Here is a 14,415-nt window from a genome sequence, read left to right on the forward strand (position 1 = left end):
CGTCAGCGTCAGCCGCGAAACGCCGAAGGCGTGCCGCGCCGCAAACGTCGCTCGAGCACATCGAGCAGACGATTGATGACGAGGCCGACCGCGCCCACCACGACCACTGACGCCATCACGAGATCGAGCTGAAAGAGCTGGCGGCCATACACGATCAGGTAGCCGAGGCCTTCCGAGGACGCCACGAGTTCGACGACGACGAGCGCGAGCCACGCCTTCGTGAAGGCCAGGCGCACGCCGGTGGCGAGCGTCGGAATCGCCGCGGGCAGCACGAGCCTCACGATGCGTTGCCAGCGGGTATAGGCGAACACGCGCGCGACTTCATCGAGTGCAGCGGGTGTTTGCCGAAAGCCCTGCATGGTGCTGAGCGTGACGGGCACGAGCGCCGCGTGAGCGATGAGCAAATACTTGAGCGGCTCGCCCACGCCGACGAGCAACAGCAGAAACGGCAGCCAGCCGAGCACGGGAATCTGCACGATCGCGTTGAAGCTGGGCAGCACCCACGCTTCGAGTGTGCGGGAGAGCCCGAGCGCACCACCGATCAGGAACCCGAGCGCAGTGCCGCCGGCGAAGCCCAGCAGCACGCGTTGCAGGCTGATCAGCGTATTGCGCGCAAGCTCGCCACTCTGGGCGAGGTCGACGAAGGTTTCATAAACGCGCTGCGGCGCTGGCAGGATTTGCGGCGCGATCCAGCCACGCGCGCAGCCGACGCTCCACAGCAGATACAGCATCGCAGGCAGCAGCCAGGGCGCGAGATGCCAGGTGCATGCGCGCAGTACGCTGCGCCAGCGCACGTGCGCGCTCGTCGTGTCGAAACGTGGTGTTGCTGCACGCGGCGCGTCCGAAGCAATCGTGATCGCGGTTTCCGTCATGATGCGGCTCCTCTCGCGTGCTCAGCCCAGCGGCTTGCCGGCGGCGTCGTAGCGGGTCCAGTAGTGTTCGAGCTTTTGCGCACGCAGCGCGTTGTCGAGATAGCGCGGCTCGAACCACGAATCGACGTCCACGGGCTGGCGGATCAGCTTCAGGCGCAACGCGTCCTGCGCAACGGCTTTGTAGCGCGCCACGATGAACGGATCGATCAGCGGCGAATTGCGGTACTTCAGCGGCTGGTCGCCGAATTCGGCTTGCCAGGACGAATAGCTCACGCCGCTCTTCGCCCAGAGCTTGAAGAGCGCGTCGCGGTTTGCTTCATCGGACGACCATTGCGCCGCCTGCACGAAGACATTGACCACGCGTTGCACGATGTCGGGGTGTGCCTTCTCGAAGCCGTCGAGCACGAGCAGATGCGCCTGGCGCGTCAATTGCGGGCCGTCATGCTGCGATTCGTAGACGATGCGAACGAGCCCCTGATCGCGCAGCCGGTAAAGGTGATAGTCGTTCACCGAGGCGTCGATGCCTTTCGATGCGAGCGCCGCGAGCGAACTTGCGTTGTCGAGGTTGATCACCCGTAGCGCGCGCTCGTCGAGCTGGTTCTCCGCGAGCGCGTTGTCGGCCACGAGTTGCAGATTCGTGCCGCGAAAAATGGCGACGCGCCGGTCCTTGAGGTCCTTGATCGATTTGATGTCGGAATCGGCGGGCACACCCACTTTCACGCCGGAGCGCACGCCCGACTCCAGCAGGATGCGGGTCTTGAGGCCGTTGGCGCGCGCGAGCACCGAGGGCAGGTCGCCTTGATACGCGAAGTCGAGTGCATTGTTGGCAATGGCCTCGTTCACTGCCGGACCCGCGCCTTTGAAGAAGAGCCACTCGACCTTGATGCCGTCGGCGGCGAATTCCTTTTCGAGCAACTGCTGGCCGCGCACTGTGGCAGCGGTCGAACCGCCGAAAGTGGGCGGGTCGCCCGCGCCTTGCTGCGCGACGCCGATGCGGATCACGGCGGGCTTCTCGGCCGCAGCATGCAGGGAGACGAACGAAAGCGCAGCAAAAATCAGAAACTGCGGCAGGTACTGCAATACGCGATGTGAACGCATGGGCAGGTCGGATCTGGGTGACGAAACGGGGTGCGCGGACTGGCGAGCTTGCTTCGCTGTCGTTGCCGTTGGGTCATTCTTTTCCGGGTTTGCCGATGAGGACAACCAATGATTCGAGATTTGCATTTCTCGACAAAGGCGCTGCGCTTTTCGGGGAAGGTGAACGGCAGGGCGCATTCATGGTAGTGGAACGTGGCCCGTGCAGTAGGAAGAAATCGTGCTATCGATGTGAGCAGAAGCGCAAAGCAGCACCGCGCGTCGGGGCGCGGTGCGGTGTGTGAAAGCGCGCCTTAAGGTGTTTCGACCGCGTGGCGCGGTGCAGCGGCACGCCGCGACGGCATGAAGTACCACACGGCGCAGAGTACTTGCAGACCGACGAGTACGGCCCACACGGTCTGATGCGCGACCGCGGGGTAGTGGCCGTCGAGTGCGGGCCAGTGTGCGAGCGCGGCGCCGATCGCGATCTGCAGCAGGAAGATGCCGATGAAGATGACGAGCGTGAACGTGGTGTTCACGCGGCCGATCAGACGCGGCGGGAAATATTCGGCGAGCACGGCATACGTGAGGATGCCGGTGCCCCCGAACGCGCCGTAAGCCGCCCAAAGCAGCGACGCGGGAAGCGGCACGCGCGCCGCGAGCAAGGCTTGCACGAGCACGAACACAAGCATCGTGACGCCGGAAAAGAGCTGGACGCTCACGCCGCGCCGCTCGAAGCTGCGCGCGAGCGCGCCAAAGCCGATGTTGCCGACAATGAAAGCGCCGCCCAGCACGGAAACGAGCGAGGCCGCGCGCGCGCCGACATCGGCGGTGCCGGCCGGCACGACGTCGCGCAGAAACGCGCCGACCCACAACGACTGCATGGCGTAAAACACGGCCTGGGTGAGGCCCGAGAACGTTGCGGTCTTCCAGAATGCATGGCTGCACAGGATATGCGCGGTGCCCTTGAACTGCTCGAGCACGCTCGCCTGGTGGTGGGTGTCGCGCGTACGCGGCCCGCCAATCCAGATGATGGCGGCCACGAGCACCGTCAGCACCGCGAGCCCGATGCTCACCGCGCGCCAGGGCGCGATCGAGAGCAGCCACGAGAGCGGGGCGCCCACGGCCACGCCGCCCAGGCCGCCCACGGCCATCACGAGGCCGTTCACGAGCGTGAGCTGCGCCACGGGAAAGTGCTGCGCGGTGGCTTTGAACGCGCCGCCGAGGCACACCGACACGCCCACGCCGATCAGCAGCCGGCCCACCATCATTGCGGCCATGTTGTGCGAGACGCCGAAGATCAACGCACCCGCCGCCGCCACGAGCATGACGCACGCGGTGACGCGGCGCGGGCCGTAATGGTCGAGCAGCACGCCGCCCGGAATTTGCGCGCCCGCGAAGCCGAGGAAATAAAGGCTCGTGAGCGTGCCGAGATCGGTCGCCGTGAAGCCCATTTCACGCGAGAGAAACGGCGCGAAGCCGAGATTGACGCCGCGAAACAGATACGAAATGAAGTAGCCGAGCGCGAATACGGCGAATACGCGCAGTCTGAGTGAGGTCATGTTGGGGGCGAAAGCGGATTGAATGCCTGGCTGTCGATTATTGGCGATTGCCGTTTGGGAGGCCAGCGAGAGATTTCAGACGGCATTGTGAGTAGAATTTGACGTCATGGCCCGACCTCTCCCTCCTTTGCAGGCGCTGCGCGCCCTTGAAGCCGCTGCGCGGCGCCGCAGTTTCAGCCGTGCCGCGGAAGAATTACATTTGACGCACAGCGCCGTGAGCCATCACCTGCGCGCGCTCGAAACGGAACTGGGCGTCGAGCTGTTCCGCCGCGCGGGCAGCCGCATGATCCCCACGGCGGCGGGCGCGCAGCTGGCCGAGCGCGTGCGCCGCAGTCTGGACGACCTGCGCGATGCGCTCGACGCCACGCGCCCCGGCGTGAGCGGCGTCACGCGGCTGGAACTGAGCGTAATGTCCGATTTCGCATCTGTCTGGCTGATTCCGCGCCTGGGCGACTTCTACGATCGCCACCCCATGGTCGACCTCTCGCTGCGCATGCACGCCGACGTGACGCCGCCCGACCCCTATCCTTTCGACATCGGCATCTGGCATCGGCGGGTCGACGAGCCCGGCTTCCAGATCCGCAAGCTGCTGGACGACCAGGTCGTTGCGGTATGCAGTCCGGCCTTGCTCGCACGTCATCCCGACTTTCGCATGGAAGGTCTCGCGAGCATGCCGCTCCTGCGTTTTTCGCGCCGCTCGTGGCGCGACTTCTTCGAAGCCGCGGGCGTGGCCGGCGACGAACCAGAGCGCGGACCGGTGTTCGACGACGCGGGCCTGCTGCTGCAGGCAACGGTGGCCGGGCAAGGGGTGGCTACGGCGCGCCTGCAGCTCGCACGCGGTTTCATCGAGCGCGGTGAGCTGGTGCAGTTGGGGCAGGTCCGCATTCCGGCCTCGCTCGACTATTACTTCACGTGGCGAGAAGGGCATCCGCGCGAAGCGGCGATCCAGCAGTTCTATCGATGGATAAAGGCGCAATTGGCCAATTGATACCGGCCTCTCGTATTGCGCAATGGGTATTCGGGTTAACCGCTGATCGTATTGTCAACGCTACTTGAGTGATGCGCGTTGCTGTTTGAATAAAGCGGCTCAATCCCGCTCTGGATTACGCGATTAGTCATTGTATTCATATCGCATGCACCAAAGCGGATCATGGCTGAAAGCATTGCGCCGGACGTTTAAAAACGGCAATGAAACGCCGGTGAATGGACTGTAAAGCGGGCTTTGAAGCGATTCAATTGCCGTCTAGCGCAATGGCTTCACTATTTGGACTATCAACTGTATTCGTCTGCGGAAAGCGCCAGGAAGTGTGGCGTGGAATCACAGGTTGGGCACGCTTCGTGTCAAGAATGAAATAGTTGCGGTATTGTTACTCCCCATCGCCGTTTGGCGCGTGAATGTTTTGTAGTCAATGGTGTAGTTAACGGCCCATTCCTGGGCCTGCAATAAGACTGACAACAGGAGAAACTGCATGAAGGCTATTCAGATGTTCAAGCTTGCCGCAGCCACGGCACTCGTGGCGGCCTCGTTCCAGGTCTACGCGCAGGACGCTTCGGCCCCGGCGGCCGCAGAAACCCCTGCCAGCGGTCCGACGGCCGCAGCCCAGCACAACGTCAATCAATCGAAGGCAGCATTGCGCCAGGCACGTGCAGCGAACCGCGCGCTCGGCCGCAAGGTCCGTGCGGCGCTGGCGCGTGAAAAGAACGTGAGCGTCTCCAACATCACCGTGCGTGCGAAAGACGGCGCCGTCACGCTGCAAGGCACCGTGCCCGATGCGTCGCAGATCCAGCGCGCTGGCGATGTCGCCAAGGGCGTCGAAGGCGTGACGTCGGTGCGCAACGCGCTGACCATCCGCCCGGTTGGGACCTGAGCATTGGCTAGCCGGCGCGCGCCCATCGCCCTTCGAGGTGCGGGCGGCGACGCCGGAGCGGGTGTCTTCCTTCCTGAAGGCCGCACATGCAGTCCCGTTCGTGGACTGCATGTGCGGCTTTTTAATTGCTTATCGACACTGTAAAGCGCTTTGCGCTCACGGCTCGACGTAATGCATTTCCGGCGATTCGCCCATCAGCAGCGGGCGATTGGCGTCGGCTGCTGCGCGCAGATAGTCCCAGAGCGACGTGATGCGCCGGAGCTTGCGCAAGTCCTCGCGGCTGCACAGCCAGAAGCGCCGCGTCACCACGACTTCGTCGGGCAGGATCGACACGAGGCGTGGGTCCGGTTCGGCCATGAAGCAAGGCAGGATGGCGAGCGCGCTGCCCTGCAGCGCAGCATGGTATTGCGCGATCACGCTGGTGCTGCACAGGTTTGCGCTCACGTTCGGCGCTGTGCGTTCGAGATAGAGCAGTTCGTGGCTGAACGCCAGATCGGCGACATAGCTGATGAAGGCGTGATTGCGCAGATCGGCGGGTGTGCGTATGCGCGCGTGGCGCTCGAGATAGGCCGGCGTGCCGTACAGGCGCAACCGATAGTCGCATAGCTTCGTGTAGACGTACTGTCCGCGCTCGGGGCGTTCCAGCATGATCGCGAGGTCGGCCTCGCGCTTCGAAAGGCTCACGAAATGCGGCACCGGCAAGAGGTCGATCGACATGTCGGGATGCTGGCCCGTGAAGCGCGCCAACTGCGGGGCAAGAAAGAAGCAGCCGAAACCCTCCGTCGAACCCACGCGCACATGGCCCGAGAGCGACTGCGCGCCGATCGCGAACTGCTCGCTGGCCGATTGCACCGTGGTTTCCACCGCATCCGCGTAGGCCAGCAGCCGCTGGCCTTCGGCCGTCAGCACGAAGCCGCCCGAACGCGATTTGTCGAACAGGACAGTGCCTAGCGCTGCCTCAAGCTCGCGCACCCGGCGTGCAACGGTAGTGTGGTCAACGCCCAGGCGCTTCGCGGCGCCGCTCGCACGCTGCGTGCGAGCGACTTCCAGGAAGTAGCGCAGATCGTCCCAGTTCAGTGTCTCCATGCTGCTCGTTGTGTTTTTTTGCATATCGGATGGGCTTTTTCATCTCTATGCCGTGGATATTCGAATAACTATACTCGTTGGAGAAGGCGACTGAAACAGACACGGTCGCACGACAACAAGGATGGAGACAGACGATGCAAATGCAGTCGTTTCCCGCGCGGGCGCCGCAGGCATGCACACAGGCGCGTCCGTGCTCAGCAGGACTCTCCTTTACCTCGCCCAGTTCCATTCCCGGCACGCTCGATATGTCCGCACGCATTAGCACAGCGTGCTTGCGTGCGTGCTGCGATTGAAGATTTCGCCGACTCCGCATATTTCGCTATATCCGGCCACGGCCGGCCCGTTCGAATCCATCAGGGAGAGTTCACGATGAACGCAGTGACCCAGGCATCCAACGCGCAAGTTTCCACCGTCAAGCTGCTCATCGACGGCGAGTTCGTCGAATCGAAAACGAAGGAATGGCGCGACATCGTCAATCCGGCCACGCAGGAAGTGCTCGCGCGCGTGCCGTTCGCGACCGTCGAGGAAGTGGATCGGGCCGTGAAGGCCGCGCACGCCGCGTTCGCCACGTGGAAGAACACGCCGCTCGGCGCGCGCCTGCGCATCATGCTCAAACTGCAGGCCTTGATTCGCGAGCATATGCCGCGCATCGCGCAGACGCTCACCGCCGAGCAGGGCAAGACGCTGCCCGACGCCGAGGGCGACATTTTCCGCGGCCTCGAAGTGGTCGAGCACGCCTGCTCGATCGGCACGCTGCAGCAAGGCGGCTTCGCAGAGAACGTCGCGGGCGGCGTGGACACCTATACGCTGCAGCAGCCGCTAGGCGTGTGTGCCGGCATCACGCCGTTCAACTTCCCTGCGATGATTCCGCTGTGGATGTTCCCGATGGCGATCGTCTGCGGCAATACGTTCGTGCTCAAGCCTTCGGAGCAGGACCCGCTCTCGACTATGCAGCTCGTCGAACTCGCCATCGAAGCGGGCATTCCAAAGGGCGTGCTCAACGTCGTGCACGGCGGCAAGGAAGTCGTCGACGCGATCTGCACGCACGAACTCGTGAAGGCGATTTCGTTCGTCGGCTCGACGGCCGTGGGCACGCACGTTTATCGTCTGGGCAGCGAGCACGGCAAGCGCGTGCAGTCGATGATGGGCGCGAAGAATCACGCTGTCGTGCTGCCCGATGCGAATCGCGAGCAGGCGCTCAATGCGCTGGTCGGCGCGGCGTTCGGCGCGGCCGGTCAGCGCTGCATGGCGACTTCGGTGGCCGTGTTCGTGGGCGCCGCGCAGCAATGGGTGGACGAGCTGGTGGAAAAGGCGAAGACCCTCAAGGTCAATGCGGGCCATGAGGCGAAGACCGACGTCGGACCGGTCGTTTCGCACACCGCAAAAACGCGCATTCTCGGCCTGATCGACTCGGGCGTGAAACAAGGCGCAACGCTCGCACTGGATGGCCGCGACGTGAAGGTGCCCGGCTACGAGAACGGCAACTTCGTCGGCCCCACGGTGTTCACGAACGTGAAGACCGACATGGACATCTACACGAACGAGATCTTCGGGCCGGTGCTCGTGGTGCTCACGGCGAAGACGCTCGATGAAGCGATCGCCATCGTCAATGCGAATCCGTTCGGCAACGGCGTGGGCCTCTTCACGCAGAGCGGCGCGGCGGCGCGCAAGTTCCAGAGCGAGATCGACATTGGCCAGGTCGGCATCAACATTCCGATTCCGGTGCCGGTGCCGTATTTCAGCTTCACGGGTTCGCGCGGCTCGAAGCTCGGCGACCTGGGCCCGTACGGCAAGCAGGTCGTGCAGTTCTACACGCAGACCAAGACGGTCACCGCGCGCTGGTTCGACGACGCGACCGTGAGCGACGGCGTGAACACGACGATCAGCCTGCGCTGAAGCGCTGCCCGCGATAAACATGGAGTACTGAACAATAAGGGAGAAAGGCTCATGAAAATCGGATTTGTCGGGCTGGGCCACATGGGCGCGCCGATGGCGCTCAACCTGCTCAAGGCGGGACATACGGTGACGGTGTTCGACTTGAGCGCGAGCGCGATGCAAACGCTCGCCGAGGCCGGCGCGCAGAAGGCCGCATCGGCGAAGGCGGCGGCAAGCGGCGCGGAGTGGGTCATCACGATGCTGCCCGCTGCGGCACACGTGCGAAGCGTGCTCACTGCGGAAGACGGCGTGCTGGCGGGCGTTGGGAAGGGCGTGACGATCATCGATTCGAGCACGATCGATCCCGCGAGCGTCAAGGAGTTCGCGAAGCTGGCGCAGGCGCAGGGGAACGCGTTCGTCGATGCGCCGGTGTCGGGCGGCACGGGAGGCGCGGAGGCGGGCACGCTCACCTTCATGGTGGGCGGCAGCGCCGCGCACTACGAGAGCGTGAAGCCGGTGCTCCTGGGCATGGGCAAGAACATCGTCCATTGCGGCGAGACGGGCACGGGGCAGGTGGCGAAGATCTGCAACAACCTCGTGCTGGGCGTCACGATGGCCGGGGTGGCCGAAGCGATGGCGCTGGGCGAGGCGCTCGGCATCGATCCGAAAGTGCTGGGCGGCATCATGAACACGTCCACAGGCCGTTGCTGGAGTTCGGATACGTACAACCCGTATCCGGGCGTGATCGAGACGGCGCCTTCTTCGCGCGGCTACACAGGCGGTTTCGGCACGGACCTCATGCTCAAGGACCTGGGTCTCGCCACCGACGCTGCCAAAGGTGTGCATCAGCCCGCGTACATGGGGGCGCTTGCGCAGCAACTGTATCAGGCGATGAGCAGCCACGGCGACGGCAAGCTCGACTTCTCGGCGATCATCAAGCTGTATCGCGCGGAGAAAAGTTGAGGCGCGTTGTTTCGAGTCGCGAAAGGCGCGCTGCGAAGCGCGCTTTTTTTTGACCGTACTTTTCAGGCCTTGATGCGCGCCTCGACACGCGCGAAGAGCCGCTTGAACCAGACACGGAGCAGCGCGTTCGAAGGCGCGAGCGCGGTGGAGCAGGCAAGAATGCGATAGACATCGTTGCGCGTGACCTTCGAGGTCTTCGCGGGATCGAGCCAGTCGTCGTTGTCGACGAGGCGTTCGAGCGTTTCGAGGCCGATGAGAATGGGCCACAGGCAGGCGAGCCGCAGACGCACCGAAAAGCGCGGCAGCGCGAACGTATAGTCGATGGCCGCGCGGAAATGATCGAGCGAGATACGCACGAGTTCGAGCATGATCGGCCGTGCGCGCGCCGAGGCGCCGGGCTGCATCAGGTCCTGCGCGGTGAGCCCTGCCTGGGCCAGCATCGAAGCGGGCAGATAGCAGCGGCCAATGCGCAGATCCTTGCCGCAGTCCCGCAGCACGTTCACCATCTGCAACGCCTTGCCGAAGCGGATGCCGCGCGTGTACATGGTTTGTTCCAGCGAGGGCGCGAGCGTGCCGGGCAAGTGCATGTAGGTCATCTTCGTCCAGAACTCGCCTACGCAGCCCGCCACGAGATAGGTGTAGCGGTCGAGTTCGTCCCACGTGTTGAGCGCGGCCACCTGGCCCGAGCGCTCGTCGGGGAACGTGCGTAGATCGAATTCCATGCCTTCGGTGAGCGTCGTGACGATCCCGCGCACGGCCTGGCGGTCGGCTGGGTCGAGTTGCGCGAGCACGTCGAGCGCGCTGCCCAGCGATTCGAGCAGCAGCTTCTCGTCCGATTGCGTTTGCTGGCCCGCAACCTCGCCCGCGAGATCGGCGAGCAGGGTGTCATGGTTCGTCGCGCCGTTCACGCGCTCGCGCAGCGCGAGCAGCAGGGCGAGCCGCCGCTCGGGCGGGATCAGCGCGGTGTCGGCAATGGTGTCGGCGGCGCGCGCGAGCAGATAGGCTTCGCCCACGGGGTCGCGCATGCCGGCGGGCAGCACGCGCATCGTGAGGTAGAACGAACGGGAAACGCCTTTGAGCAACGGGCCCAACAGGAAGGCCCGGGTAGTATTCTGCATGTCGGATAGGGGCAGCGGGGGACGGATCGAACGCAGCCGCATTGTATCGTGGACGAAGGAGACTAGGCCCGTTGAGACCCGAACGCGCGTTTTACGACCTCCAGGTGCGTTTCGCGCGCACGGCGGCGCGCCTCGCGGACATCCCGCTCGCGGCGGCGTTGCTCGACTGCACGAATCTTTATGTGCGCTTCGGCGCGGGACGCACCTTCGATCGCACGCACCCGCTGTGGGCCGGCTATCTCGATGGTCTCGATGAGCACGCAAGTGTTGCTGAGCAGTGCGAGTGGACGTGGCGTTACCTGCAGCGCTGCCCAACGCATCAGGCGGCGCCTGCGGTCGACCAGACGGCTGGCTGTTTCTCTTACGCGCAGGAACCGCATGGCGGGGTGCGCCTGCATTTCAATACTCGAACCGACAACGGCATGTCGCCGCTCGATTCCCGGCAACTTGCCGAGCGGCAAGGCGAGTTGCGGACCTTGATCGACCAGTTGTGCGGGCAACTGCGCGAAAGCGGTCGCGGGTCGAGCGACGTGCTCGTCCACGGCACTTCCTGGCTGTACAACGTGCCCGCTTACCGGCGGATCTTTCCCGCGGCCTATATCGCAAGCGCGCAGCCCGTCGCCCGCCTGCGTGCGCTTTCGCTTTGGGGCCAATTTCTCGACCGTAACGGCTGCGTGCGCAACGGCGCAGCCACGATGCTGCTCGCGCGTATCGAACGCGCAGGTGCCTTCGCCGATCTCTTGTCTTGCTTTCCCTTACAGGCACTCGCGGTACAGGCGAGCGTCGAGGTGTTTGCCGATAGAAAGCGAACGTAACCGGTACGGTTACCAAAAATTCTTCAAGGTGACCGTGACAGTGTGCGAGAGAGCGGAGATCGAAAGCCGCTGCATGTACGCAGGGTATTGGCGTAGCGCGGAAATGGATGCGTGCGAAACGACCGTACAGGGCCGCAGCGCAATATTGATGAAAGTAATCCCTGTAATGCAGGGGTAACGCGCACACCGCGCCCAGCGCACTAGACTCCGCCGATGCTTTCGTAACGGAGCGACGCACATGTCCTCGTCCCCGGCTCTTGCCATTCATTCCCTGCGCGATTTCGAGCTGACTGCGGACGGCCAGTACCTGATGGTGAACGGCAATCAGCCGGATAGCGTCGCGCTGCATTGCTCGGTGATGCATGAACTGCTCGCCGCGCTTTCCAACGCGATTGGCCGCTCCGAGCGCATCCGCCACAAGACCGCGAGCATGAAATTCACCATGCCTTGCGAGGCGTGGGAGATCGGCCGCGAGTCGGGCGACGTGCAGCATCTCGTTGTGAGTTTTCGTCTGCCTGGCGGCGCCGAACTGTCGTTTCGTCTGCAGCCTGCGCAAGCCGTGCACATGACCGAGGTGCTCTCGCTCGCTACGGGGCTCGCGAAGATGCGCCTCCCTGGCCGCGCAAGCATGCAATAGGCGTGGCGCTCCGGCCTCGCCTGGCGCACTCGTTGTACACCCCGCATCCGTGGATGCCGGCCGCGCGCGTCTCGCGCCGGTCATGGCGCATTCGGCACTCTCACGACTCCTTCGTTGGCTTCACATTCGACCTCCCGCATGACGGCATCAACTACCACGGCGCGCTATGCACGCGCACTGACTCTCGCCGGCTTCGGCATCGGCGTGACCGCTGCGGCGCACGCCACCGAGCCCTTCGTGGTCCAGGACATCCGCATCGACGGGCTGACGCGCATCGAGCCGGGCACCGTGTTCGCCTATCTGCCGATCAAGCAGGGCGAGCCCTTCACCGACGACAAGGCCTCCGACGCCATTCGCGCGCTCTACGCGACGAGCCTCTTCAGCGACGTGCGCATTTCCACGCAGGGCGGTACCGTGATCGTGCAGGTGCAGGAGAGGGCCGCCATCGGCACGATCGATTTCGCGGGGATCAAGGAATTCGATAAGGATAACTTGACGAAGGCGCTCAAGTCGGTCGGGCTCGCGCCGGGCCAGAGCTACGACAAGGCGCTCGTCGACAAGGCGGAGCAGGAGCTCAAGCGCCAGTACCTCACGCGCGGCTACTATGCGGCCGAAGTCACGACGACGGTCACGCCGATCGACCGCAATCGCGTCGGGCTGCTGTTCTCCGTGGTCGAGGGGCCGAGCGCGAAGATTCGCCAGATCAATTTCATCGGCAACAACACGTTCAGCGGCGGCACGCTGCTCGATGAAATGCAGCTTTCCACGCCGAACTGGTTCTCGTGGTACACGAAGAACGACCTGTACTCGAAGGAAAAGCTCACGGGTGACCTCGACAACGTGCGCTCGTACTATCTCGATCGTGGCTATCTGGAGTTCAATATCGATTCGACGCAGGTTTCGCTGTCACCCGACAGGAAGGACATGTACCTGACGATCGGGATTCACGAGGGTGCGCCCTATACGATCTCGAGCGTCAAGATGGCCGGCAATCTGCTCGACCGCGAGGCCGAGTTGAAGAAGCTCGTGGGCGTCAAGCCGGGGCAGCGCTTTTCGGCGCAAAAGCTCAAGGACACGACCAAGGCGATCGTCGACAAGCTCGGCGAATACGGCTACGCATTCGCGACCGTGAACGCGCTGCCGGAAATCGACCAGAAGGACCACACGGTTGCGCTCACGCTGCAGGTCGACCCGAGCCGCCGCGTGTACGTACGGCGCGTGAACGTCACCGGCAACACACGCACGCGCGACGAAGTCGTGCGCCGCGAAATGCGCCAGCTCGAAAGCTCGTGGTTCGATTCGAACCGTCTCGCGCTCTCGAAGGACCGCGTCAACCGCCTTGGCTACTTCACCGACGTGGACGTGACCACGGTGCCGGTGGAAGGCACGCCGGACGAGGTGGACGTGAACGTGAAAGTGACCGAGAAGCCCACCGGCACGCTTTCGCTGGGCCTCGGCTATGGTTCGGGCGAAGGGCCGATCATCTCGGCGGGCATTTCGCAGGACAATGTGTTCGGCTCGGGCAACAGCCTCTCGCTAAACGTGAATACGGCCACGACATACCGTACGCTCTCGGTCACGCAGGTCGATCCGTATTTCACGGTGGACGGCATCAAACGCATTACTGACGTCTACTACCGCACGACCGAGCCGCTTTACTACTCGAGCACGAACGACACGAGCTTTCGCATCATTTCCTATGGAGCGGACATGAAGTTCGGCATTCCGTTCTCCGAGACCGACATGGTGTATTTCGGCCTCGGCGTCGAGCAGGACCGCCTCGATGTCGATGCCAACACGCCGCAGACCTATAAGGACTACGTGAACGATTTTGGCCGCGTCTCGAACACGGTGCCGCTTACCGTGGGCTGGTCGCGCGACAACCGCGACAGCGCGCTGGTGCCGAGCCGCGGCTACTACGCGCAGGCCAATGCCGAATACGGCACGCCGGCGGGCACGCAGTACTACAAGGGCGATGCGCAAATGCAGTATTACTACTCATTTGCGCGCGGCTTCGTGCTGGGGTTGAACTTCCAGGGTGGCTACGGCAATGGCTTGGGTGGCAAGCCGTATCCGATCTTCAAGAACTACTACGCGGGCGGTATCGGTTCGGTGCGCGGCTATGAGTCGGGTTCGCTCGGGCCGCGCGACACTACGACGAACGATCCGATTGGCGGCTCGAAGATGGTGGTGGGGAATATCGAGTTGACGTTTCCGCTGCCGGGCACGGGGTATGACCGCACGCTGCGTGTATTCACTTTCGTGGATGGCGGTAATGTGTGGGGTACCGAAGGCAGCAGCACCGGGGCGAACGGCTTGCGTTACAGCTATGGCGCGGGGCTTGAATGGATCTCGCCGATCGGGCCGCTCAAGCTTGATCTGGGGTTCCCGATCGTCAGGCACGCCGGTGATCAGTATCAGAAGTTTCAGTTTCAGATTGGGACTTCGTTCTGAGTTTTTTTTGCGGCTTTGGCCTTTCCTTGTTTTCGTGGCGGTATGCAGGCGTTGCCCCTGTGCGGGGCGGCACCTACTTTCTTTGCGGCGG

At 63.6% G+C, this 14,415-nt stretch carries 12 protein-coding genes; 7 read left to right on the forward strand and 5 right to left on the reverse strand.

The features are described 5' to 3' along the window. Positions 1–8 precede the first annotated feature (8 nt). The 3 genes from ACOJB8_RS32310 to ACOJB8_RS32320 form a co-directional block, all read right to left on the reverse strand. Positions 9–872: an ABC transporter permease gene (locus ACOJB8_RS32310; protein ID WP_069267467.1), complete on the reverse strand. Its 864-nt coding sequence runs from the start codon at positions 870–872 to the stop codon at positions 9–11. Positions 873–893: 21 nt separating this feature from the next. Next, positions 894–1,970, reverse strand: a complete 1,077-nt coding sequence (locus ACOJB8_RS32315; protein WP_069267468.1) for an ABC transporter substrate-binding protein — start codon at positions 1,968–1,970, stop codon at positions 894–896. A 290-nt stretch (positions 1,971–2,260) separates the two neighbouring features. Then, positions 2,261–3,508: an MFS transporter gene (locus tag ACOJB8_RS32320; protein ID WP_342946318.1), complete on the reverse strand. Its 1,248-nt coding sequence runs from the start codon at positions 3,506–3,508 to the stop codon at positions 2,261–2,263. A 106-nt stretch (positions 3,509–3,614) separates the two neighbouring features. Here ACOJB8_RS32320 and ACOJB8_RS32325 point away from each other — a divergent pair, with 106 nt between their 5' ends. Both ACOJB8_RS32325 and ACOJB8_RS32330 read left to right on the forward strand, forming a co-directional pair. Further along, positions 3,615–4,496: a LysR substrate-binding domain-containing protein gene (locus tag ACOJB8_RS32325; RefSeq protein ID WP_069267470.1), complete on the forward strand. Its 882-nt coding sequence runs from the start codon at positions 3,615–3,617 to the stop codon at positions 4,494–4,496. A 481-nt stretch (positions 4,497–4,977) separates the two neighbouring features. Continuing rightward, on the forward strand, positions 4,978–5,376 hold the full coding sequence (locus ACOJB8_RS32330) for a BON domain-containing protein (protein ID WP_069267471.1): 399 nt from the start codon (positions 4,978–4,980) through the stop codon (positions 5,374–5,376). Between the two features lie 156 nt (positions 5,377–5,532). Here the strand turns inward: ACOJB8_RS32330 and ACOJB8_RS32335 are convergent, their stop codons facing one another. After that, the gene (locus tag ACOJB8_RS32335) at positions 5,533–6,486 is read right to left on the reverse strand and encodes a LysR family transcriptional regulator (RefSeq protein ID WP_069267472.1); all 954 of its coding nucleotides are present in this window, start codon (positions 6,484–6,486) and stop codon (positions 5,533–5,535) included. 345 nt (positions 6,487–6,831) lie between these two features. On the opposite strand from ACOJB8_RS32335, the gene ACOJB8_RS32340 reads away from it, so the two are divergent. Further along, positions 6,832–8,358: a CoA-acylating methylmalonate-semialdehyde dehydrogenase gene (locus ACOJB8_RS32340; protein WP_475016192.1), complete on the forward strand. Its 1,527-nt coding sequence runs from the start codon at positions 6,832–6,834 to the stop codon at positions 8,356–8,358. Between the two features lie 51 nt (positions 8,359–8,409). Continuing rightward, positions 8,410–9,300: a 3-hydroxyisobutyrate dehydrogenase gene (mmsB, locus tag ACOJB8_RS32345; protein WP_475016194.1), complete on the forward strand. Its 891-nt coding sequence runs from the start codon at positions 8,410–8,412 to the stop codon at positions 9,298–9,300. Positions 9,301–9,362: 62 nt separating this feature from the next. Here mmsB and ACOJB8_RS32350 read toward each other — a convergent pair whose 3' ends face one another. Continuing rightward, positions 9,363–10,418, reverse strand: a complete 1,056-nt coding sequence (locus ACOJB8_RS32350; protein WP_368603608.1) for a phytoene/squalene synthase family protein — start codon at positions 10,416–10,418, stop codon at positions 9,363–9,365. Between the two features lie 71 nt (positions 10,419–10,489). On the opposite strand from ACOJB8_RS32350, the gene ACOJB8_RS32355 reads away from it, so the two are divergent. From ACOJB8_RS32355 to bamA, 3 genes are all read left to right on the forward strand, one after another. Beyond that, positions 10,490–11,233: a hypothetical protein gene (locus ACOJB8_RS32355; RefSeq protein WP_368618481.1), complete on the forward strand. Its 744-nt coding sequence runs from the start codon at positions 10,490–10,492 to the stop codon at positions 11,231–11,233. Between the two features lie 238 nt (positions 11,234–11,471). After that, the gene (locus tag ACOJB8_RS32360) at positions 11,472–11,870 is read left to right on the forward strand and encodes a hypothetical protein (protein ID WP_475016197.1); all 399 of its coding nucleotides are present in this window, start codon (positions 11,472–11,474) and stop codon (positions 11,868–11,870) included. A 138-nt stretch (positions 11,871–12,008) separates the two neighbouring features. Further along, positions 12,009–14,324, forward strand: a complete 2,316-nt coding sequence (gene bamA / locus ACOJB8_RS32365; protein WP_475016199.1) for an outer membrane protein assembly factor BamA — start codon at positions 12,009–12,011, stop codon at positions 14,322–14,324. The last annotated feature ends 91 nt before the right edge of the window (positions 14,325–14,415 follow it).

Source organism: Paraburkholderia sp. BR10141 (genome assembly GCF_056155635.1).

What these genes read in the sequence shown, in the direction of transcription:
- ACOJB8_RS32310 (WP_069267467.1), bottom strand. Translation starts at nt 872, where the DNA reads ATGACGGAAACCGCGATCACGATTGCTTCGGACGCGCCGCGTGCAGCA.
- ACOJB8_RS32315 (WP_069267468.1), bottom strand. Translation starts at nt 1,970, where the DNA reads ATGCGTTCACATCGCGTATTGCAGTACCTGCCGCAGTTTCTGATTTTT.
- ACOJB8_RS32320 (WP_342946318.1), bottom strand. Translation starts at nt 3,508, where the DNA reads ATGACCTCACTCAGACTGCGCGTATTCGCCGTATTCGCGCTCGGCTAC.
- ACOJB8_RS32325 (WP_069267470.1), top strand. Translation starts at nt 3,615, where the DNA reads ATGGCCCGACCTCTCCCTCCTTTGCAGGCGCTGCGCGCCCTTGAAGCC.
- ACOJB8_RS32330 (WP_069267471.1), top strand. Translation starts at nt 4,978, where the DNA reads ATGAAGGCTATTCAGATGTTCAAGCTTGCCGCAGCCACGGCACTCGTG.
- ACOJB8_RS32335 (WP_069267472.1), bottom strand. Translation starts at nt 6,486, where the DNA reads ATGCAAAAAAACACAACGAGCAGCATGGAGACACTGAACTGGGACGAT.
- ACOJB8_RS32340 (WP_475016192.1), top strand. Translation starts at nt 6,832, where the DNA reads ATGAACGCAGTGACCCAGGCATCCAACGCGCAAGTTTCCACCGTCAAG.
- mmsB (WP_475016194.1), top strand. Translation starts at nt 8,410, where the DNA reads ATGAAAATCGGATTTGTCGGGCTGGGCCACATGGGCGCGCCGATGGCG.
- ACOJB8_RS32350 (WP_368603608.1), bottom strand. Translation starts at nt 10,418, where the DNA reads ATGCAGAATACTACCCGGGCCTTCCTGTTGGGCCCGTTGCTCAAAGGC.
- ACOJB8_RS32360 (WP_475016197.1), top strand. Translation starts at nt 11,472, where the DNA reads ATGTCCTCGTCCCCGGCTCTTGCCATTCATTCCCTGCGCGATTTCGAG.
- bamA (WP_475016199.1), top strand. Translation starts at nt 12,009, where the DNA reads ATGACGGCATCAACTACCACGGCGCGCTATGCACGCGCACTGACTCTC.